The organism is Novosphingobium sp. UBA1939 (genome assembly GCF_002336885.1).
Classification (GTDB): Bacteria; Pseudomonadota; Alphaproteobacteria; order Sphingomonadales; family Sphingomonadaceae; genus Novosphingobium.
In genome coordinates, this window is record NZ_DDFB01000057.1 from 13,448 (window position 1) to 34,542 (window position 21,095).

20 protein-coding genes are annotated in these 21,095 nt (G+C 67.5%); 10 read left to right on the forward strand and 10 right to left on the reverse strand.

Features of this window, described 5'->3' with window-relative positions:
• The 4 genes from rsmA to B3547_RS08540 form a co-directional block, all read right to left on the reverse strand.
• Positions 1 to 822 (reverse strand): 16S rRNA (adenine(1518)-N(6)/adenine(1519)-N(6))-dimethyltransferase RsmA, encoded by an 822-nt coding sequence (gene rsmA, locus B3547_RS08525; protein WP_414690521.1) that lies wholly within the window; start codon positions 820 to 822, stop codon positions 1 to 3.
• Positions 823 to 830: 8 nt separating this feature from the next.
• On the reverse strand, positions 831 to 1,838 hold the full coding sequence (gene pdxA, locus B3547_RS08530; protein ID WP_292962093.1) for a 4-hydroxythreonine-4-phosphate dehydrogenase PdxA: 1,008 nt from the start codon (positions 1,836 to 1,838) through the stop codon (positions 831 to 833).
• Between the two features lie 67 nt (positions 1,839 to 1,905).
• Positions 1,906 to 3,294 carry a peptidylprolyl isomerase gene (locus B3547_RS08535; protein WP_124810030.1) on the reverse strand — a complete coding sequence of 463 codons (1,389 nt, stop codon included), beginning with the start codon at positions 3,292 to 3,294 and terminating at the stop codon, positions 1,906 to 1,908.
• A gap of 181 nt (positions 3,295 to 3,475) precedes the next feature.
• Positions 3,476 to 5,752: an LPS-assembly protein LptD gene (locus B3547_RS08540; RefSeq protein ID WP_292962096.1), complete on the reverse strand. Its 2,277-nt coding sequence runs from the start codon at positions 5,750 to 5,752 to the stop codon at positions 3,476 to 3,478.
• A 159-nt stretch (positions 5,753 to 5,911) separates the two neighbouring features.
• Between B3547_RS08540 and B3547_RS08545 the strand changes: the two genes are divergently transcribed.
• The 4 genes from B3547_RS08545 to B3547_RS08560 all read left to right on the forward strand — a co-directional run bounded on the left by B3547_RS08545 (position 5,912) and on the right by B3547_RS08560 (position 8,693).
• The gene (locus B3547_RS08545) at positions 5,912 to 7,369 is read left to right on the forward strand and encodes a leucyl aminopeptidase (protein WP_292962099.1); all 1,458 of its coding nucleotides are present in this window, start codon (positions 5,912 to 5,914) and stop codon (positions 7,367 to 7,369) included.
• Between the two features lie 9 nt (positions 7,370 to 7,378).
• Positions 7,379 to 7,825 carry a DNA polymerase III subunit chi gene (locus B3547_RS08550; RefSeq protein ID WP_292962102.1) on the forward strand — a complete coding sequence of 149 codons (447 nt, stop codon included), beginning with the start codon at positions 7,379 to 7,381 and terminating at the stop codon, positions 7,823 to 7,825.
• 101 nt (positions 7,826 to 7,926) lie between these two features.
• Entirely contained in the window at positions 7,927 to 8,349 is a 423-nt protein-coding gene (ndk, locus tag B3547_RS08555; protein ID WP_124810034.1) for a nucleoside-diphosphate kinase, read from the forward strand.
• 104 nt (positions 8,350 to 8,453) lie between these two features.
• Complete coding sequence (locus tag B3547_RS08560) at positions 8,454 to 8,693, forward strand: hypothetical protein (RefSeq protein ID WP_124810035.1); 240 nt, start codon at positions 8,454 to 8,456, stop codon at positions 8,691 to 8,693.
• Positions 8,694 to 8,696: 3 nt separating this feature from the next.
• Here the strand turns inward: B3547_RS08560 and cls are convergent, their stop codons facing one another.
• The 3 genes from cls to purM form a co-directional block, all read right to left on the reverse strand.
• On the reverse strand, positions 8,697 to 10,145 hold the full coding sequence (gene cls / locus B3547_RS08565) for a cardiolipin synthase (RefSeq protein ID WP_292962108.1): 1,449 nt from the start codon (positions 10,143 to 10,145) through the stop codon (positions 8,697 to 8,699).
• A 69-nt stretch (positions 10,146 to 10,214) separates the two neighbouring features.
• A complete protein-coding gene (purN, locus tag B3547_RS08570; RefSeq protein ID WP_292962111.1) occupies positions 10,215 to 11,156 on the reverse strand; it encodes a phosphoribosylglycinamide formyltransferase in 942 nt (313 codons plus the stop codon).
• On the reverse strand, positions 11,149 to 12,258 hold the full coding sequence (purM, locus tag B3547_RS08575) for a phosphoribosylformylglycinamidine cyclo-ligase (protein ID WP_124810038.1): 1,110 nt from the start codon (positions 12,256 to 12,258) through the stop codon (positions 11,149 to 11,151). The genes purN and purM overlap by 8 nt, the downstream gene beginning before the upstream one ends.
• 136 nt (positions 12,259 to 12,394) lie before the next feature.
• Here purM and B3547_RS08580 point away from each other — a divergent pair, with 136 nt between their 5' ends.
• The 5 genes from B3547_RS08580 (at position 12,395) to B3547_RS08600 (ending at position 15,870) form a co-directional block, all read left to right on the forward strand.
• Positions 12,395 to 13,654 (forward strand): heavy-metal-associated domain-containing protein, encoded by a 1,260-nt coding sequence (locus B3547_RS08580; RefSeq protein WP_292962132.1) that lies wholly within the window; start codon positions 12,395 to 12,397, stop codon positions 13,652 to 13,654.
• A gap of 54 nt (positions 13,655 to 13,708) precedes the next feature.
• Positions 13,709 to 14,341 carry an HdaA/DnaA family protein gene (locus tag B3547_RS08585; RefSeq protein ID WP_292962116.1) on the forward strand — a complete coding sequence of 211 codons (633 nt, stop codon included), beginning with the start codon at positions 13,709 to 13,711 and terminating at the stop codon, positions 14,339 to 14,341.
• Positions 14,342 to 14,367: 26 nt separating this feature from the next.
• Positions 14,368 to 15,090 carry a serine O-acetyltransferase EpsC gene (gene epsC, locus B3547_RS08590; protein ID WP_124810040.1) on the forward strand — a complete coding sequence of 241 codons (723 nt, stop codon included), beginning with the start codon at positions 14,368 to 14,370 and terminating at the stop codon, positions 15,088 to 15,090.
• Between the two features lie 83 nt (positions 15,091 to 15,173).
• Positions 15,174 to 15,470 carry a DUF2794 domain-containing protein gene (locus B3547_RS08595; protein ID WP_124810067.1) on the forward strand — a complete coding sequence of 99 codons (297 nt, stop codon included), beginning with the start codon at positions 15,174 to 15,176 and terminating at the stop codon, positions 15,468 to 15,470.
• Positions 15,427 to 15,870 carry a hypothetical protein gene (locus B3547_RS08600; protein WP_292962119.1) on the forward strand — a complete coding sequence of 148 codons (444 nt, stop codon included), beginning with the start codon at positions 15,427 to 15,429 and terminating at the stop codon, positions 15,868 to 15,870. The genes B3547_RS08595 and B3547_RS08600 overlap by 44 nt, the downstream gene beginning before the upstream one ends.
• Here the strand turns inward: B3547_RS08600 and B3547_RS08605 are convergent.
• On the reverse strand, positions 15,824 to 16,435 hold the full coding sequence (locus tag B3547_RS08605) for a DUF4328 domain-containing protein (protein WP_292962122.1): 612 nt from the start codon (positions 16,433 to 16,435) through the stop codon (positions 15,824 to 15,826). The two genes, B3547_RS08600 and B3547_RS08605, sit on opposite strands and share 47 nt — an antisense overlap.
• 107 nt (positions 16,436 to 16,542) lie before the next feature.
• Positions 16,543 to 17,451 carry an SDR family NAD(P)-dependent oxidoreductase gene (locus B3547_RS08610; protein WP_124810043.1) on the reverse strand — a complete coding sequence of 303 codons (909 nt, stop codon included), beginning with the start codon at positions 17,449 to 17,451 and terminating at the stop codon, positions 16,543 to 16,545.
• A gap of 295 nt (positions 17,452 to 17,746) precedes the next feature.
• Here B3547_RS08610 and B3547_RS08615 point away from each other — a divergent pair, with 295 nt between their 5' ends.
• Positions 17,747 to 19,204, forward strand: coding sequence for a porin (locus B3547_RS08615; RefSeq protein WP_414690520.1), 1,458 nt, complete (start codon positions 17,747 to 17,749; stop codon positions 19,202 to 19,204).
• 22 nt (positions 19,205 to 19,226) lie between these two features.
• Here B3547_RS08615 and B3547_RS08620 read toward each other — a convergent pair whose 3' ends face one another.
• The gene (locus B3547_RS08620) at positions 19,227 to 20,327 is read right to left on the reverse strand and encodes a branched-chain amino acid aminotransferase (protein ID WP_292962125.1); all 1,101 of its coding nucleotides are present in this window, start codon (positions 20,325 to 20,327) and stop codon (positions 19,227 to 19,229) included.
• Positions 20,328 to 21,095 lie beyond the last annotated feature (768 nt).

The window sequence follows — 21,095 nt, forward strand, 5'->3', positions numbered from 1 at the left end:
TTACGGCGTCAGCGCGCGCGCGATCGCGACGAATTCCGCGACATCCAATGTTTCGGCACGCCGCTGGGGGTCGATGCCCAGCGGCTCCAGCACGTCCAGCGCGCCGGGCAGGCCCTTGAGCGACTGGCGCAGCATCTTGCGGCGCTGGCCGAAGGCGGCCTCGGTCACCCGTTCCAGCATCCGCGCGGAGACGCCGGCGGGCATCGCCACCGGCTCGACATGCACGATCGCCGACATGACCTTGGGCGGCGGGGTGAACGCGCTGCGGTGCACTTTCATCGCGATCACGGGGCTGGCGCGCCACTGCGCCAGCACGGCGAGCCGGCCATAGGCATCGGTGCCGGGCCGGGCGACGATGCGCTCGGCCACTTCCAGCTGGAACATCAGCGTCAGCGATTGCCAGCGCGGCGGCCATTCCTGGCCGGAAAGCCAGCCGGTGAACAGCAGCGTGCCCACGTTGTAGGGCAGGTTGGCGGCCACGTGCCACGGCCCGTCGAACAGCGTGACGGGATCGATCCGCGTCGCGTCGCCCTCGATCACGGTCAACTGGCCGGGGAAGGCATCCGACAGTTCCGCAAGCGCCGGCAGGCAGCGCTTGTCCATCTCTATCGCGGTCACGTTCGCCCCGGCGCGCAGCAGCGCGCGGGTCAGCCCGCCGGGACCGGGGCCGACTTCCAGCACGTTCGCCCCGCGCAGGCTGCCGGGCACCTTGGCGATCCGGTCCAGCAACTGTTCGTCGAACAGGAAGTTCTGGCCCAGCGCCTTGCTGGCGAACAGACCGTGGCGGTTCACCACCTCGCGCAATGGCGGCAATTGGGGCAGCAGGTCGGTCATGCGGAAAGCCTGCGCACCGCGCATTCCCCGGCCATGCGGATTGCGGCGACGGTCGCGCCCGCGCGCGCCGTGCCCGTTCCGGCGATGGCGAAGGCCGTGCCATGATCGGGCGAGGTGCGCACGATCGGCAACCCCAGCGTGACGTTGACGCCGGCGTCGAAATCCAGCGCCTTGAGCGGGATCAGCGCCTGATCGTGGTACATGCAGATCGCCGCGTCATAGGTCTCGCGCGCTTCGGCGTGGAACATCGTGTCCGCCGGCAAAGGCCCGCGCGCGTCGATTCCGGCGGCGCGCAGCGCGGCGACGGCGGGGGCGACCACATCGGCATCCTCGTGCCCCATGCGGCCGTCCTCGCCCGCGTGCGGGTTCAGCCCGGCGATGGCCAGCCGGGGGTGCGCGATGCCGAAATCGCGCGCCAGCGCCGCCGCCGTGATCGCGGTGCGCGTGCGGATAAGCTCGGCAGTCAGCAGGTCGGGTACGGCGCGCAGCGGGACGTGGACGGTAACGGGCACCACGCGCAGGCTTGGCCCCGCCAGCATCATCACCGCGTTCCGGGGGGTGACGCCGCAGGCTTCGGCGACGAATTCGGTCTGCCCCGGCTGGCGGAAGCCGATCGCGGCAAGGCGGCTCTTGGCGATGGGGCCGGTGACGATGCCCGCCGCCGTGCCAGACCGGGCAAGGCCGGTTGCCGTTTCCAGCGCGCGCAGCGCCAGCGCGGCGCCGGCTTCGTCGGGCTGGCCGGGGGTATAAGGGAGGTCGCCCAGGTCTATGACCGGTAGCGCGGTATCATAGACCTCCAGCGCTTCGTCCGGCCCGGCGATGGTGCGCACCGGAACCTCGATACCGCGCCGATGCGCCGCCTGTTCGAGCAGCGCCCGGCTGCCTACTACGAAGAACGGGGGCAGGGCTTCGGCGCCGCTCAGCGCCCAGGCTGCGCAGAACAGTTCGGGGCCGACACCGGCGGGATCGCCGATGCTGGCGGCGAGGGGAAGGGAAAGCGTCATAGCGGTTCCCTGTCATGCGCCGGGCCGCCGGTCCTTGCGGATTCGCAAAGACGCGGCGGGGCCAGCGTCAGTTGTATTCGATCACCGCATCGCGCCGCAGATCGCGCAGATAGGTCTGCGCGCGCTTGTTGACGCGATCGTCTTCCATCTGCTGCTGCAACTCATCGAAGCTGGGGCCGGAATCCACCTTGGGATCGTCACGCCCGCACAGCAGCAGCACGCGCACGCCGTCCTCGATCGATCCGAACGGCGGAGTCGCCTCGCCGACCGAGAGCTTGAGCAGCGTTTCCTGCAGCGCGCCCGGCAGGTCGCGCGCCTTGATCTGGTCGTTGGCGACCACCGATGCGCCGATCGTGGCGGCGGCCTTTTCCGCCTCGCCGCAGCCGTGGATCGACTTCACCATGCTGGCGAAGTCGGCGGCCTTGTCGGCAGCCTGCTTTTCCGTGGTGCCCTTGGGGAACGCGATCGAGATCTGCTTGAGGCTGAGCACGGCATCGCGCGGGTCGGCGGTCAGCACCTGGCGCTTGTCGATCAGGTAGAGGATCGAGAAGCCGCCGGGAATCGGGATCGGGCCGGCAAGCTGGCCCGGGGCCATGCCGGTCGCGGCCGCGGCCAGTTCGTTGGGCAACTGGCCGAGGCGGATCCAGCCGAGATCGCCGCCGACCGCCGCCGTCGAGGCTTCGGAGAACTGGCGCGCATAGGCAACGAAGCTGCCGCCCTGCTTGATCTGCTCGACGATCTTTTCGGCGTTGGCGCGGACCTGCTGCTGGGTTTCGTCCGTCGCCGACAGGAAGATTTCGCCGATGCGGTATTCCTCGGTGCCCTTCGACGCCTGAAGCCGCTCCATCATCTCGCGCACTTCGCCGTCCGAGATGTTGATGAACGGCTGGACGTTACGGCGCAGCAGGCGCTGCCACGAAAGCTCGCCCTTGATCTGGCGCTTGAGCGAGGCGGCCGACGAGCCGATCGAGGCGAGGTACTTTTCCAGCGCCGGCACCGACTGGCCGAAGTTCTGCGTGGCCACGCGCTCGAACGTCTGGTTCACCTCGTCGTCGCCGATCTGGATGTCGGCGGCCTTGGCTTCCTGGATCTGCAGCGTTTCGTCGATCAGGTTGCGCAGCACCTGCAGGCGCAGGCGGTCCATTTCCTCCGGCCCCACCTTGTTGCCGTTGGCGTTGACGATCAGCGCCAGGCGCTGTTCCACGTCGGTGCCGGTCACGATCTCGCCGTTCACGATCGCCGTGGCACGGCGCACGTTGGGATCGCTCTTGCCGAACAGGGTGGGGTTGGCCGGGATGTTCAGGGCGCCGTTGGCGTCGGCGCTTTCCCGCACGGCCTGCGCGCTCGCGCTCGAGGCGATCGGCCCGGCGACCATGGCGGCAAGGCCCAGAACCAGCGCGCTCTGGCCGATCAGGGGACGACGGATCGGGGAAGGAAGGCGGACGGTACGCGTCATGGCAATCTGAATATCCTGTCGAACCGGCGCACCGGCATCCTTCTGCGCATTTCCCGGCAAATGGTATCGCCGGGCTTAACCCAAGCTGAGTGGCGCGGCGATAGCCGTATTGCAACGGCGAGGGAAGCGAAAGCGGGGAAAACCCCGAACGGCCGGGGTGCCGGACATCCCCAAGCGCCGTTCAACGCCCGCCCAGGCTGCGCAGCGACAGCGAGAACGAGAAGCCGTTACCCTGCTTCGCGTCGCCCGTCGTCACGTAGTCGCGCACCCATGTGAACGACAGGTCGAGGCAATCGTCGGTATAGGCGAAGCCCAGCCGATGCCGCAGCATCTGGAACCCGTCGGAAGCGGTGTTCGTCGGGTCCTCGGCGCGGGGCGTCAGGTTGACCACGCCCGATCCGAACACCGACCAGTATTTCGCGAAGGCCACGCGCCCGGTGAAGCGCAGTTCCTGCCGGTCGCGCAGGTCCTCGAAGGTGGAGGCGATATCGCGGTTGAGGCGGAGGTAGCCTACTTCGAAGTAGGACTTGTGTCCGCCGATGGTCGCGTCGAATTCGTTGCGGCGCAGTACGAAATCGTTGTGATCCAGCCGGAACCGGTGCGTGAACTTGACGATATCGCCAAAGCGCAGGTCGGTCCTGCCAACGATGTCGGACGCGCGGGTGGTCAGGCCGGTGCCGTCGGGCAGCAGGGTCATGTCGTTGGACAGGCGGTAGCTTTGCCCCACCGTGCTGGAAATGCGCCAGCCGGGCCGGGTCAGGCTCCAGTCGAGGCCGTAGGTGAAGCGGACGCCGTCCTCGATCCGGTCGTATCCGGGAAACCGGTTCAGCGAGAACAGGTTGGCATCGTCGAGATCGACCGACCGCGAATCCTCGTTGGGGATCGACAGGTTGCGCACGTGCGGCGTGGCGACGATCTGGAAGCGCGGGGTCAGCACCTGCGTACCGCCCAGGAATTCGCCCACGAAGGGCCAGCGCACGTCGATCGCGGCGGTGGCGATGCCGCGCGCCTGCCAGCCGGGATTGCCGCGATAGAGCACGGTTGGCGTCAGGGCGTTCTGGTCGCTGTGATAGACGTCGCCGCGCAGCAGCCCGGTCAGCGTGATCACCTGGCCCATGCCGGTCACGGTTCGCAGGTCCCACTGCGCGCGGGCGAAGGCGCGCTGCGTATCCTGCCCGCCGGTGCGCGTGATCGCCAGCGTGTTGGCCTGCAGCTCCAGCTTGCCGCCCACGCCCGGCATATCGAGCCGGCGGCGATAGTCGATCGCCGGGATCGCGATCGGCACCTGCCCCTGGGCGTAGCCGACGCGCAGCGTCTGCACCGCCCAGCCGGCCAGGCTGAAATAGCTGTTGTCGTCGATGCGTTCGAGATTGATCGAGGAGCGCAGCCGGTCGTCGCGGCCCAGGTCATAGCGGCGCAGGAAGGTGCGGTCGCTGGCGATGCGGCCGTAGCCCGAAATGCTCCAGTTGTCGGAAAGCTGGAAGCGGCCGTTACCTTCGAAATAGCCACGGAACTGCTGGTTCTGCGCGCCCGTATTGCCCGAGACCGAGATCACCGAGCTGCGCGTGAGGTAGCCCGTGATCTGGAAGGCGCCGCTTTCGGTCAACTGGCGGTAGCGGGTCTTCACCATCGGCAGCGAGCCGGTGTAGAAGTTGCCGGTTACCGCCAGGTCCTTGTTCTGTGCGATGCGCCAGTACCAGGTCAGGCCCAGTTCGGCGCCGTTCGACGCGCCCAGCCGGAAGTCCGGGATCAGCAACCCGCTGACGGCGCGGAAGTCCGATGTGTGGGCAAGGCCGGGCAGCGGCAGCAGCGGCACGCCGAACACGTGCAGCACTGCGCCCTTGTAGCGCACCCGCTTCTGCTTGTCGTCGTAGTGGACGCGGACGGCGGTGATTTCCCAGCTCGGCTTCTTGGCGCAGCCTTCGATGTCCTCGATCGCGCAGCCCGAATAGGCGGCATCGTGCAGGATGATGTCGCCATTGTCCTCGCGCTCGCCGCTTTTCGCCGCCAGCCGCCCGCCTTCGCGCATCACGACCAGCAGGTCGTCCATCGCGCCGGCCTTCAGTTCCTCGGTCAGGTCGGCCTTGTCGGTATAGACGATGTTGCCCACGTCATCGACCATGCGGACGTTGCCTTGCGCCTGGATCGCGCCGGTCTTGCGGTTCCACGTGATCGTATCGGCGCGGACCGACTGTTCCTCGCGCCGCAGCACGACATTGCCGCGGGCGGTGACGACATCGGAGTCGTTCGCGTATTCGACCTTGTCCGCCGCGAACTGGACGGGGGTGTCATCATCCGAATCGGCGGCGGCGGGCGTGGCGGATGGCGCAGGGGCGGGCGGAGAGGCCGGAATGGCCGTCTGCGCCAGCGCGGGCCAGGCCGTGCCGAGCATCAGGCCCAGCGCCAGACTGCCCGCCAGCTTGCGGGAAAACGGGATCAGCGTCACGCCTGCGGTCATGCGGCGCGGACGCAAGCGTCGGTAAAGGGCTTGCGGCTGCGGCCGCTTGGCGGGTTGCATGGCTTGCCTATCGCACCAGCGCGCCCTAACTGCAAATCCACAATTTCAGCCCGGACACGACTGCGCCGGGCTGTGGCCGCTTTCCGACAGGAGCACCCGATGAACGTTGTTTTCCGCCCGGCCGCCCAAGCCCGTCCCCGTCTGGTGGCCACGCTGGTGCCGCAGGGTGCCTTCCCGGCGCAGGCCGATGCCGTCGTGCGCGATGGCGCCGCTGCCGTGCGCTTCACCGGCAAGACCGGGCAGGTGTTCGAAGCCTTCGCGCAAGGGCCGGACGGTCTCCAGCGTCTCGCTTTCGCCGGAATCGGCGATGGGAGTGCGGCGGATCGCCTGTCGGCGCTGGAACGCGCCGGCGCGGCGCTGACCGCGAAATACCTGACCTCGGGCGAAACCGCGCTGGGCATCGATTTCACCGGCAGCGGGCTGTCCGCCGAGGAAGCGGTGGCGGTGCTGTTCGGCGCGCTGCTGCGCGGCTGGCGCCTCGATGTCTATCGCACCAGGCTGACCGACGAACAGAAGCCCTCGCTGGCCGAGATTGTCGCGATCGGCGCGCCCGATGGCACCGAAGCCGCCTGGCAGGCGGAAGCCGCGCTGGCCGAAGGCGTGGCCTTCACCCGCGAACTGGTGACCGAGCCGGCGAACGTGATCTACCCCGAAAGCTTCGTCGCCCGCGCGCAGGAGCGGCTGGCCGGCCTCGGCGTGGAAATCCGTGTGCTCGACAAGGCGGAAATGACCGAACTGGGCATGGGCGCGCTGCTCGGCGTGGCGCAGGGGTCGGTCCGCGAACCGCGCATCCTGGCAATGCGCTGGAAGGGCAAGGCCGGGACCAAGCCGACCGCGTTCGTGGGCAAGGGCGTGACGTTCGACACCGGCGGCATCTCGATCAAGCCGGCCGCCGGCATGGAAGACATGAAGTGGGACATGGGTGGCGCCGCTGCCGTTGCCGGCACCATGCTCGCCCTGGCGAAGCGCAACGCCGAAGCCGACGTGATCGGCGTGTGCGGTCTGGTCGAGAACATGCCGGACGGCAACGCGCAGCGCCCCGGTGATGTCGTCACCTCGATGTCGGGGCAGACGATCGAGGTGATCAACACCGATGCCGAAGGCCGCCTCGTGCTGTGCGATGCGCTGACCTGGGTGCAGAAGGAATATGCCCCCGCCACGATCGTTGACCTTGCCACGCTCACCGGCGCGATGATCATCTCGCTCGGCCATGAACACGCCGGCCTCTTTGCCAACGACGATCTGCTCGCCAGCCAGCTCGATGCGGCGGGCAAGGCCAGCGGCGACAAGCTGTGGCGCTTCCCGATCGGCCCGGCTTACGACAAGCTGATCGACAGCCCCATCGCCGACATGAAGAACGTGGGGCCGCGCTATGGCGGGTCGATCACCGCCGCGCAGTTCATCCAGCGCTTCGTCGACAAGGGCGTGGCCTGGGCGCATCTCGACATCGCCGGCACGGTCTGGGCGGACAAGCCCGGCGCGACCTGGGACAAGGGCGCGACCGGATTCGGCGTGCGCCTGCTCGACCGCTACGTGCGCGACGTGCTGGAAGCCTGACCAGGCACCGTGCGCGTCGACTTCTACCAGTTGAGCCGCGATCCCGCTGAAGGCGTGCTGCCGCAGATCGCGCGCAACACGCTGGGGGCGGGCGCCCGGCTGCTGGTGGTGTCACAGGACGAGGCGCAGCTCGGCCGCATCGGCGAGGCGCTGTGGACGCGCCTGCCTGACAGCTTTCTCGCGCACGGACGGGCGGGCGGCGCGCACGACAGCCGCCAGCCCATTCTTCTGTCCGATACGGTAAATCCCGCCAACGGCGCGTGCTTCCTGGCGCTGGCCGACGGGGTCTGGCGCGATGCGACGGAAGGCGCGGAGGATTTCGAGCGCGTGTTCCTGCTGTTCCCGCCCGATCGCATTGATGGCGCGCGCGATTGCTGGCGAATGCTGGGCCAGCGCGAAGGCGTGGACCGACGCTATTGGCGGCAGGAAGGCGGCAAGTGGCGCGAAGGGCCGTAGCAACCCGACCGCGCTCCCCGATTTTTGCGCGTCTTGCGGCGCAGCACAATCCCGGCTAGGGGCGCGCGCAACAAATCCCCAATTTCGCGAAGGAACATTCCATGGCGGTTACCCGCACGTTTTCGATCATCAAGCCCGACGCCACCCGTCGCAACCTGACGGGCGCCGTCACGGCGAAGCTCGAGGAAGCGGGCCTGCGCGTCGTTGCCTCCAAGCGCATCCACATGAGCCGCGAACAGGCCGAAGGCTTCTACGCGGTGCACAAGGAACGCCCGTTCTTCGGCGAACTCGTTGAATTCATGATCTCCGGTCCGGTCGTGGTGCAGGTGCTCGAAGGCGAAGACGCCGTGAAGCGCAACCGCGACATCATGGGCGCCACCAACCCCAAGGACGCCGCCGAAGGCACGATCCGCAAGCTCTTTGCCGAATCGATCGAAGCCAACTCGGTCCACGGTTCGGATTCCGAAGAGAACGCCGCGATCGAGATCGCGTTCTTCTTCAAGCCGGAAGAAATCGTCGGCTAATCGTTCGCACCGAACGGAAAGCATGAAGGGCCGGGGCAAGCGCTCCGGCCCTTTTGCTTTGCCTGCCGCTGCCGACCAGCTATGTCTGGCGCGGGAGACAGGCGATGCATGGCATGGGTTCGGGCGATTGCCCTTTCGAGTTCAATTTCGACGCCGCGACGTTCAAGGTCGGCGATACCGTGAGCTACCGCGTCAACGGCAGTTTCGAAGGCATGCCCTTCGTGGGCACGCTGCTGGAAGTGCATGACGATCACGTGGTGATCGCGGGCGACGCCAACGATCCCTCCTGCCGCTATCGCGGCACGCGCGAAAGCCGGCCGCAGGTCGATTACGCCGAAATCTGACTCTCAGAGCAGCGGGCTCATCATCGCGGCAAGGTTCTGCCACAGGCGGCGGGGCAGGCTGTATCCGGCCACGATCGCGGCGGTGATGGGCACGGACTGCGCGATCCAGTGGTCCTGCGTGGCCCGGATCGCGCTCGTCAGCGTCGGATCGAGAAACAGGATGTTGTTCTCGTAGTTCAGCTCGAAGCTGCGGCGGTCGAGATTGGCCGAGCCGATCATCGTCACCTGCCCGTCGACGGCCATGGTCTTGGCGTGGAGCAGGCCGGGCCGGTATTCGTGGATCTTCACCCCGGCTTCCAGCAGCGCATGGTAATAGCTGCGGCAGGCGGCCGCGACGAAGCGGCTGTCGTTGCGCGCGGGCACGATCAGCACCGTTTCCACGCCGCGCCGCGCAGTGGACAGCAGCGCGTAGAGCAACTGTTCGTCTGGCACGAAATAGGGCGTGCTGATCACCAGTTCGCGCCGCGCGGAATGGATGAGTTCGGCGAAGCAGGCGGTCATCGCCGCATACGTCAGCGTGGGGCCGGTGCCGATGACCTGCGCGATTATGTCGCCCGGCCGTTCGTCCGTCTCCTCGCAAGCGTCGATCAGCAACGGTGATACGTCGTCCCCGCCTTCGGCCATCCAGTCGGACGCGAACAGGAACTGGCATTGCCGCGTTACCGGTCCTTCCCAGCGGGTCATGATGTCCACCCACGGCGCGAAGCGGGGCTTGATGCGGAATTCGGGGTCGGCGGCGTTCTGGCTGCCGCACCAGGCGATGCGGTTGTCGATCACCAGCACCTTGCGGTGGTTGCGCAGGTCCACGCGGCCGCGCAGCATCGTCCACAGCACATTGCCCACCGGCAGCGCGGGCAGGGCTTCCACGCCCGCTTCGCGCATCATCCGCCACAGCGGCGACGATGTCATCAGGCGCGATCCCAGCGCATCGGCCAGCACGCGCACGCGCACCCCGCGCCGGGCGGCGCGGGCCATGGTTTCGGCCAGCCGCGTGCCGTTGTTGTCTGGCAACCAGATGTAGAAGCACAGGTGGACCGTGTTCCGTGCCGCTTCGATGTCCGCGATCATGCCGTCGATCGCGGCATTGCTGTCGGTGAACAGGCGGGCGGCGTTGCCACCGCCCGGCTCCAGCGCGTTCACCGTGCTCGCCAGCGCGAACGGCGCGGCATAGGGGCTCTGGCTCACCTGGCAATGCGCGGCCATGTCGCCGGGCGGGCGGGGCAGCGCGGCATCGATCTCCGCGCCGCGCCGCCGCCGGTCGCGGCTGAGCAGCGTTTCACCCAGCAGCAGGTAGCCCAGCACGCCGACGACCGGGAACATGAGGATGACCACCAGCCAGGCGACGCGCGATTCGGGTTCGCGGTGCGGCCGCAGCATGGCGCGCAACAGCGCCCATATTTCCGCCGCGACGAGAAGCAGCGCGCCGGTAACTTCAAGCTGGTAAAGCGTCATCGCCCTCTGCGTCCCACGCGCGCGGGCGCCTGTAAAGGGTCAGGCAGCGAGGAACGCGGAAAGCGCCCGTCAGAAGTCCATCATTGCGGCCAGGCGCTTGGGGGCGATGGCGGCCCAGCTTCGGCGCAGCCAGTCGGCGATGCCGTCCCAGTCGGTATCGCCCAGGTCGAGCCGGATCGCGATCCAGCCATCGCCGAAATAGGCCGGCCGGTAATAGCGCGCCGGATCGCTTTCGATCAGCTGTTCCTGTTCGTCCAGCCCGCTGATCTTGACCAGCAGCGCCGTCCGGCCGTCGCCGTGGTGGTCGATCGAGACATAGGCGAACTTCTTGCCCTTCGTTACGCCGAAGCAAGGCATGCCGTGGCTGGTGACTTCGTCCGCCTCGGGCAGAGCCATGGCGCGTTCGCGCACTTGCGCGACAAGGTAGTCCGGCGCGGTTTCGCGCGTCACGAAGTCGGCCAGCACGCGCGAATAGAGCTGGTGTTCCGCGATCAGCACGCGCGCGGCCAGGGTGTCGCCGGTATCGCCCGGCAGGATCGCCACCGGCGTCTGGCCCAGGATCGGGCCGTCGTCGAGTTCGGCGGTGACGAGATGGACCGAGCAGCCGCCGTGGCTGTCGCCTGCCTCGATCGCGCGATCGTGCGTGTGCAGGCCCTTGTATTTCGGCAGCAGCGAAGGGTGGATGTTCAGCATCCGGCCTTCCCAGCGACCGACGAATGCGGGGGAAAGGATGCGCATGTATCCCGCCAGCGCGATGAAGCGCGCGCCGGCCCGGGTGACTTCGGCTTCCATGGCCGCGTCATGGTCGGCGCGTGCCATGCCCTTGTGCGGCAGGCAGAACGTGGCCACGCCTTCGGCTTCGGCCAGCTTCAGCCCCGATGCGTCCGGATTGTTCGAAAGCACGAGGACGATGCGGTATGGGCAGTTTTCCGCCCGGCTGGCATAGAGCAGCGCGGCCATGTTGGTGCCGCTGCCCGAGATGAAGACGGCGACGGGCGCGCGGTCAGCCAAGGTGCGTCGCTTCCCATGCGGCGCGCGCGGACCAGGTTTCGGCGCTGCCGGTCACGGTGCAGCCCTTCTCGCCCTGCACGATTTCGCCGACGCGGAACACGGTTTCGCCCGCCGTTTCAAGCTCGGCGGTCACCGACGCGACGTCCGCCGGCGCGACGGCCAGCACCATGCCCACGCCGCAGTTGAAGGTGCGCGCCATTTCCTGCGGCTCGATGTTGCCCTGCGCCTGCAGGAACGCCATCAGGCGCGGCTGTTCCCACGCGTCGGCATCGATCCGCGCATGAAGCCCGGCGGGCAGCACGCGCGGCACGTTCTCAAGCAGGCCGCCGCCCGTGATATGCGCCAGCGCGTGGACCCGGCCCGAACGAACCACGGGCAGCAGGCTTTTCACGTAGATCCGCGTCGGTTCGATCAGGTAATCGATCAGCAGGCGTTCGTTGTCGAACAGGGCCGGGCGTTCGAGTTTCCAGCCCTTGTCGGCGGCGAGGCGGCGCACCAGCGAATAGCCGTTGGAATGGACGCCCGACGAAGCCAGCCCCAGCAGCACGTCGCCTTCCGCCACGCGATCGCCGGTCAGTTGTTCGCCACGTTCCACCGCGCCCACGCAGAAGCCGGCAAGGTCGTAGTCGCCGGGGCCGTACATGCCCGGCATTTCCGCCGTTTCGCCACCGATCAGCGCGCAGCCGGCGATCTTGCAGCCTTCGGCGATGCCGGCGACGACCCGCTCCGCCACGCCGTTATCCAGCTTGCCGGTGGCGAAGTAGTCGAGGAAGAACAGCGGCTCCGCGCCCTGTACGATCAGGTCGTTCACGCACATCGCGACAAGATCGATACCGATGTGGTCGTGTCGGTCGTGGTCGATGGCCAGCTTGACCTTGGTGCCCACGCCATCGTTCCCGGCCACCAGCAGCGGGTCCTTGTAGCCGGCGGCGCGCAGGTCGAAAAAGCCACCGAATCCGCCGAGTTCCGCGTCCGCCCCGGGGCGGGCGGTGGCACGGGCCAAAGGGCCTATCGCCTTGACCAGCGCATTGCCTGCGGCGATGGAAACTCCAGCCTGTTCGTAGCTGTAGCTTTGGGGCGAAGGAGTGTTGTCGGTTGCCATGATCGCCGCCGCCTAGCGCTTTCCTGCTTGGATTTCCACTTGCCTTTCGGCAAAAGCGCCCGCGAAGAGGTCGCGAACAACAGGGTCCGGCGGCCATTCTACGGGAGTTCCCTTGGCCGTTCCGCGCGCAATGCAGATGCCGAAGTTGAGCCGGAAGGCTTGGATCGCCGCGGGAATCGGCGGTGCGTCGGCGCTTGCGCTGGTTTTTGCCGGCCCCGCGCTGCTTGCGCAAATCGAGGGCGATCGCGGCATCGCGCCGATCGCCAGCAACGGCGATTTCGAGGTTGGCGGCATCGAGGTGAACGTCTCGGGCGACAATGCCGAGGACGCGCGCATGAAGGGCTGGCGCGAAGCGCAGCGCAAGGGCTGGGAAAAGTTGTGGGAACACAACCATCTGGGCAGCGGCGGCGCACCGGCGCTGGATGACGGCACGATCGATTCGCTGGTGTCGGCGGTGGTGGTCGAAAAGGAGGAAATCGGCCCGCACCGCTATATCGCGCGGCTGGGCCTGATCTTCGATCGCGCCCGGACGTCGCAATATCTTGGCTTGCAGGGCGCGCACGCCAAGTCCGCGCCGATGCTGGTGATTCCCGTACTCTATCAGGGCGGTGCGGGTTCGGTGTTCGAAACGCGCACGCCCTGGCAGAAGGCCTGGGCCGATTTCCGCACCGGCGAAAGCGTGATCGACTATGTGCGCCCCAACGGTGGCGGTGCCGATTCGCTGCTGCTCACGGCCGGGCAGGTTTCGCGCCGCAGCCGCAACTGGTGGCGGCTGATCCTCGATGAATTTGGCGCGGCGGATGTGGTCGTACCGATCGCGCGGCTGGAACGGCAATGGCCGGGCGGGCCGATTCGCGGCACCTTTACCGCGCGCTATGGCCCGGATAACCGCTTCCTGGGCAGCTTTCAGCTGACCGCCGAGAGCGAGGACAAGCTGCCGGCGATGCTGGCGGATGCGGTGCGCCGGATCGATGGCATCTATGCGGGCGCGCTGGCCAACGGCCAGTTGACCCCTGACCCCACGATCAACATGGCCACCAAGATCGATCCCAAGCTGATCGAGCAGGCGCTGGGCCAGCTCGGTCCGGCGCCCGCCGCCGGTCCGGCCGCAGGACCCGATGGCATCCCCGCGGCCGCAGCATCGACCACAGCGGCGCTCGCCACGACCTTCATCGTGCAATTCGCTACGCCCGATGGCGCGGCGGTCGATTCGGGGCTGGCCGGCGTTCGCGCGGCAGCGGGGGTGCAGGGCGTGGCGACGACCAGCATCGCGATCGGCGGCACTTCGGTGATGCGCGTGACGTTTGCCGGCGATCTTGAAGCGCTGGCGGCGGCTTTGCGCGCGCAGGGCTGGAAAGTCACGCAGGGCGCCAATGCGCTTTCTATCCGCAAGTAACCGGCGATCCGTATATGACCGGCGGGCGCGCGCGCGTTCCGGTCGATGAATCGCATGTCGCAGATCGCCTTGCCGCTGGTGACCGCCGTGGGGGCGGAGACGATTGCCATCGGGCCGTCGCTGCAGCCGGTGATCGATGGCTTGCGCGCCGCGCCGGACTGGCCGTTCCGTACCGCGATCCTGTCCGGGCCGCCGCGTTCGGGCAAGAGCCTGCTGGCGCGCTGGTTTGCCGAAAGCGGGGTTGGGGACGTGGTGGACGATGCCGACAGCCTGCCGCAGGACGAGCTGTTCCACCGCTGGAACCGCGCCCAGGCGGAAGGCCGGCCGCTGCTGATCGTCAGCAACGCCGCCCCGGGCGAATGGAGGGTGACCCTGCCCGATCTCGCTTCCCGGCTGGGCGCGGCGCTGCCGCTGGAAATCGGCGCGCCGGATGATGCCCTGCTGGAGGCCTTGATCGAAGCGCACGCGGCGCGGCGCGGGCTGGTGCTGGGCGATGGCGCGCTGGCCTATCTGCTGCCCCGCATCGAGCGGACCCATGCGGCGGCGGAACGGCTTGTCGAAACAATCGACAGGCTGAGCCTTGAGCGCAAGGCATCCGTCACCATATCGCTGCTGCGCGATGCGCTCGCCGTTTCAGGGGGCGAGGGCGGCGAGCGCACGGGCCGGCAACCGCCGCGCTTGCCTTGAGCCGTGAAAAGAGGGAGAATCGGCCCATGTTCGCGAAACTGATCGACTATCTGGATTCGATCCAGGCGCGCGATCCCGCGCCGCGTTCGCGTTGGGAAATCCTGCTCTATCCCGGCCTGTGGGCGGTGGCGCTGCACCGCGTGGCGCACTGGCTGTTCCAGGGGAAGCTCTATTTCCTGGCCCGCGCGGTGAATCACTTTTCCCGTTTCATGACCGGGATCGACATCCATCCCGGCGCGAAGATCGGCCGACACCTGTTTATCGACCACGGCTTTACCGTGATCGGGGAAACGGCCGAGATCGGCGACAACGTCACCATCTACCAGTGCGTGACGCTGGGCGGCACCAACCCCGCCAACGGCGTGCCCGGCAAGCGCCACCCCACGTTGCAGGACAACGCGATCATCGGATCGGGCGCGCAGATTCTCGGCCCGATCACGGTGGGCCAGCGCGCCCGCGTGGGGGCCAACGCGGTGGTGACCGAGGATGTGCCCGAAGGCGCCACGATGATCGGCCTCAAGGCCCGCTCCACGCTGGTCCCGGTCGAAACCTGGCTCAAGGACTTCATCCCCTATGGCACGCCCTGCAAGGAGCCGTGCGAGCCGGCGGGTGGCACCCGGGTTGATGAACTGGAGGCGGAAGTCGCCGCGCTCAAGGCGCAGGTGGCCGCGCTCGTGGCGGCTCAGCTCGAAACCGCCGATGGTGACGGAACCGCGCCGTCGCCCACGCGGCGGAGGTCGCGGACCTGAGCGGGCCGGGCGGAGCGGACGCGTCGGGCGGGGCTCCCGCCGGCACGGTCATTCCCTTTCCCCATGCGCGCGCCGTGCCGCAGGTGGCGTTCGCGCGTGACGAACTCATGCGGATTCTCGATCTCTACGGGCGCATGGTCGCGGCTGGCATCTGGCGGGACTATGCGATGGATTTCGGGCGCGATGCTGCCAGCTTCTCGGCCTTTCGGCGCACTGCCGAGCGGCCCAGCGCCCGGATCGAGAAATGCCCGGCCTTGCGGACCCGGCAGGGCATGTGGGCGCTTTATGGCGAGGCGGGACAAGTGCTCAAGCGCGGGCATGAATTGGCCGGCGTTCTTGTCCCGCTCGAACGCAAGCTGCTCAAGGTGGTGGACGATTAGGAGATACGGCTGCGCACGCGCCGGCCTGCTGCTGTCGCTTCTGCTGCTTTCCGCCTGCTCCGACGCGGCGCCCGCACGCAAGCGCCAGAACCGCGCCGAAGCGCAGAACGGTCCGCTGATCCGCGTTCTGTTCCGTTCCGACCACTGGCTGCTGCTGGTGCCCTACCGCGCGAAAGACACGCCGCAAGCGCGGCTGGCACCCGATTGCCTGGAGCCGCTGGTGATCGATGCTGCCAGCGGGGTGGCGCACCCTGTCAGCCGGGCGGAGGCACTGGCGCGGGTCCGGTCCATGCAGATGATCGGGGCCGAGCGGGGCGATTGCGCCCCCGCGCCCGCGCCGGTCCCGGGGCCGGTCAGGCAAATACCGCCGCTGTCTCCCGCGCCTGCTGCGCTTCGGTGATCTCGCCCACGATGCGATAGAGGAACCACGCGGACCCGGCGAGGCTGGCGGTTGCGCCGAAGCCGAGCACGGTGGCGACGGCATGGTTCACGTCTTCCAGGCGCTGGGCCAGGGTGGCGAGGATATTGCCGCCGATCCAGCATCCCCACCACAGGCGCAGCAACGCCTGGCCATGGCTTGCCGCTTCCGATGACGCCCCAAGGCTGGCGTCCCAGATTTCCTGCATGGCCTGGAACGGTTTGAACAGATTGGCCACCGGCACCAGATACCACGCCCAGGCGCCGTTGGGGCCATAGGTCAGCGCGGCGCCCGTCTGGCGCAGGTTATCGTTGGCGCGATAGAGCCACATCGATGCGGTGACCGCACTGGCGACAAGGCACCCGAACTGGGCCAGACCCGCCGCGATCGCGATGCGGGCGGCCATCGGGTCGGTGGCGGCCTGATCGAGCAGGCCCAGGGCGGTGATGACGGAGAGCGCCAGATCGGCCGCCACGAACAGCAGCAGCACGATGGAAAGGGCCTTGGCGCGGCCGGCCAGTATCCGCCTGCCATCCTCGATTGTCATCGCGCTCTCCCGGTTCGCTGCGGAATCCTAGCGCGCCGGTCGGGAAAGTCAGCCGCAATCATCGCTATTGTGGTGTCATGATTGCGGCTGGCCATTCTTCCTGCCGATCAGCCTTTCATCGCGGCCTGCAATTGGCCGATGATGACCTGGCTCTGTTCCGATCCCGATGCCGGCACGAAATCGCCGGTGCGGTCGGAAATGCGGTCCCACGCCGCGGCGAAGCCTTCCACGGTGCGTTCCGCCGGCGGCAGGACCACGCCCTTGTTCATCGTGACCCATGCCGAATGGTAGGCGCCCGCGCCGGCGCCAACGATGGCGTTGCTGGGGGCGTCTTCCGAAACGAGGAACAGCGCTGCCGGGACGACGTTCTCCGGGCCGAACAGCTTGAAGGCTTCCTCGGGCAGGATGTCTTCGGTCATGCGCGTTGCCGCGACGGGGGCAAGCGTGTTGACCTTCACGTTGTATTTCGCGCCTTCGAGGTACAGCGTCTTGGTAAGTCCGGCGAGGCCGAGCTTGGCCGCGCCATAGTTCGCCTGCCCGAAGTTGCCGAACAGCCCGGTGGACGAAGCGGTCATCAGGATGCGGCCGTAGTTCTGTTCGCGCATCAGATCCCAGCACGCCTTGGTGGCGAAGGCGGAGCCGATCAGGTGGACCTTGACCACCAGTTCGAAATCGGCGGGCTCCATCTTGGTGAAGCTCTTGTCGCGCAGGATGCCGGCGTTGTTGATCAGGACGTGGACGCCGCCCCACTTTTCCTTGGCGCGTGCGACCATCTCGGCCATCTGCTCGTATTCGGTCACCGACCCGCCGTTGGCGATGGCTTCGCCGCCGCCGGCAAGAATTTCCTCGACGACCTTCTGCGCCGCGTCCGAAGCCCCGGTGCCGTCGCGCGATCCACCCAGATCGTTGACCACGACTTTGGCGCCGCGCCGTCCCAGTTCGAGCGCATAGGCGCGGCCCAGCCCACCGCCGGCGCCGGTAACGATAGCGACCCGGTCCTTGAACGAAATCGACATGCCTGTTCTCTCCAGCTGCGTTTCAGCCGCGCGTCCTAATCGCGCGGTTAAGCGATGGCGCGGGATGCCATGGCCGGGGCCGGGGTGCAACACCGCGCTTTTTCCGGGCGCGCGCGTATTGCGGAAGTTTGGTCAATTGAACGTCAAAAAAGTGTAACACAAACGTCATAATGCCCCTGCCAGGGAAGCGGCACCGCATTTCGCATCGCCTGCTTCGGGGACAATCGCGGGGGCTTGCCCCGCAGCCGGATTCGCGTGCCGCAACGGCACAGGGTTTCGGCGGAAGGGGCGACGGATGAAGGGACGCGGCGCGTCAGCGCTGATCGTAGCGGCCATGGTTGCGCTGCCTCCGGCAGCCGCGCGGGCGCAGAGCGTGCAGGAACTGCAGCGCCAGATCGATGAACTGAAAGCGGCCGTGCAAACGCTGACGGCGGCGCTCGCCGCGACGAAGGCGGCACCGGCGGGCGCGGCGAGCGGACAGGTGGCGGCTTCCGCAGCACCAGAACCAACACCCGCACCGGCGCCCGTGGCGCTTGCATCGGCGGCGCCAGCACCTTCCACGCCCTTGCCGGTCGCTTCGTCCGGTACTCCCCCGCGTGCGAAAGCGTGGTACGAACGCATCCAGATGCGCGGCTATACCCAGTTGCGCTTCAACAGCATCATCTCCGGCGATGCCACCGCCCCGGGAAACCGTTCGCGCCTGCGCTCCGTTTCGGACAGCGGGCTGAACGATGCCGGCAATTTTTCGCTCCGGCGGGTGCGGCTCGTCTTCCAGGGCGACCTGACCGACCGGATCTCGTTCTATCTCCAGCACGATTTCGCCACCGCCGTCGCCAACCAGTCGGTCGGCGAACGGCGCGAGACGTTCGGACAATTGCGCGATGCCTATGTCGATGTCGCGCTGGACCGGGCCAAGCGCTTCAAGCTGCGCTTCGGGCAATCGAAAGTGCCCTATGGCTGGGAAAACCTGCAATCGTCGTCCAACCGGCTCCCGCTCGACCGTTCCGATGCCATCAACAGCGCGGTTCCGGGCGAGCGCGATCTGGGCGTGATCGCGTTCTATACGCCGGCGCGCGTGCAGCGGATCTGGGACGATCTGGGCAGGAAGGGGCAGAAGCTGTTCGGCAGCTATGGTGCGTTTTCGCTGGGTGCGTTTAACGGGCAGGGGATTGCCCGGTCCGAACAGAACAAGACGCTGATGCTCACCGCCATGGGCACATGGCCGTTCCGGCTCGATGGCCTGGGCGATGCGTTCGAAGGGCAGGTGCTGGAACTGGGCGCGTCGCTGATGCGCAACAAGGTGCAGCCCGATATCCGCACCGGCGGGGTGAGCCCGGTGGCGTTCGATGATAACCGGGTGGGTCTGCACGCCATCCTCTATCCCCAGCCGTTCGGGATTCAGGCTGAATGGAACTGGGGGCGCGGGCCGGAATTCGATGTCGCGGCGCAGGCCATCCGCGCGAAGAAGCTGGACGGCGGCTATGTGCAGACGATGTACCGGGTCGAGGAATCCCCGATCGGACCGTTCATGCCCTATGCGCGCTGGCAGCGGTATCGCGGCGGCTACAAGGCGGCGATCAACGCGCCGCGCCTCGAAACCGACGAGGTGGAACTGGGCGTGGAATGGCAACCGCTCAAGGCGATCGAACTGACGCTGGCTTATGCGCGGATGAAGCGCAACGAAGCCGATGAACGCCGCCTCGGCCGGGCCGAGGGCAGCGTCATCCGCAGCCAGTTGCAGTGGAACTACTAAGCGCCGGAACCCATGGGATCGTTCAGGCGATCCGCTTGACCCAGCCGTGCGTGTCCGGCGCGTCGCCGCGCTGGATCGCCACCAGCTTCTGGCGCAGCTTCTGCGTGAGCTGGCCCGGGCCGCCCGATCCGATCGTGAACGCGCCATCGTGGCCGGAAACGCGGCCGACCGGGGTAACCACCGCCGCCGTGCCGCAGGCGAAGGTTTCGACGAGCCTGCCCGAAGCGGCGTCGGCCTTCCACTGGTCCAGGCTGTAGCGTCCTTCGCGCACGGTGAGGCCTTCTTCCTGCGCCAGCCGGATCAGGCTTTCACGGGTGATGCCGGGCAGGATCGTGCCGGTCAGTTCGGGCGTGAGGATCGAACCGTCATCGAACACGAAGAACAGGTTCATGCCGCCCAGTTCTTCCACCCACTTGCGCTCGACCGCATCGAGGAACAGCACCTGGTCATGGCCGCGTTCGAAGGCTTCGGCGGTGGGGACGAGGCTGGCGGCGTAGTTGCCACCGCACTTGGCCGCGCCGGTGCCGCCCGGTGCGGCGCGCGTAAAGTCGCTCACCCAGATCGACACCGCCGGCGCGCCCGACTTGAAGTAGTTGCCGGCTGGCGAGGCGATCACCAGGAACTTGTACTGCTTCGACGGGCGCACGCCGAGGAAGGCTTCCGATGCGAACATGAACGGGCGCAGGTACAGCGACCCGCCCTCCACGGTCGGGAACCAGTCCTTGTCGGCCAGCACCATTTCCTTCACCGCCTGCACGAACAGCGCTTCGGGCAGTTCGGGCATCGCCAGCCGGCGGGCGGAAGCGTTGAAGCGCGCCGCGTTGGCTTCCGGGCGGAACAGGGCGATGCCGCCATCGGCGAGGCGATAGGCCTTCAGCCCCTCGAAGATTTCCTGGGCATAGTGCAGCACCGCGGCGGCCGGGTTGATCGGGATCGGGCCATAGGGAATGACGGAGGCGTTGTGCCAGCCGCGTTCCTCGTCCCAGTCGATCGATACCATGTGATCGGAAAAGACCTTGCCGAAGCCCGGATCGGCCAGCACCGCCGCGCGCGCATCCGCCGCCAGCGGCGCGGGGTGGGGCAGGTGGGCGAAGGTCATTTCGGATTCGGCGAGCGTCGCCATGGCAGTCAGTCCTTCCGCAGGAATCGGCAAGGAAAGCGCCGTGAACTATTATTACGCGAAACGCAAGCAGTTTGTAATAAATGTGAAGGGCCGCCCCGGTAACCCGGAAGCAGCCCTTCGCATGGTCAGCGGCCGGAAGTGCCGCCCACGAAGCCTTTATCGCTTAATCGAAACTCAGCGATAATGCCTCGCGCGGGACTGTACCGACCTCTCTGCTGAACCATGAGACATCGGATCNNACCTCCTTTCGCGCTGTTGAGCCAAAGATCGCCGCCTTGCGAGCGGCTGGACCGGGAGCGTCTGAGGCCCTCCGGCCTTGACCAGAATGTGAGTCATTCGGGCGCGAACAACAAGACTTGCATTCAACTTTTTTGGCGTCAGTATCGAGACTTCGCGTGTGCAAAATGGCGCGTCGGAAAGCCCGGACGCAAGGCCCGCTAGCCCCGGCAATCCTCGATCACGCGGCCCACTTCCGACCACGCCGGCAGATAGAGCGTGGGAAGGCCGTTCACCTCCACCGCGAAGCGGCCCCGGCTGAACGCCATGGCATCCAGCANNTGCGCGCGCGAAGGGGCTGCGCTGAGCGGGCGCGTCTGCGTGCTGGTGGTTACCGACATCGGCAGCGGCCCCGGTGCCGCGCCCGCCCGCGCAATTGTCACCGTGCGGGCCGCGCGGTCGCAGCGCAGGCTGAGCAGTGCCGTGGCGCTCGGCGGGTTGGAAAACTGCGCGATGCCGCCGTTTGGCGTTGCGTGATAGAACCACGATCCC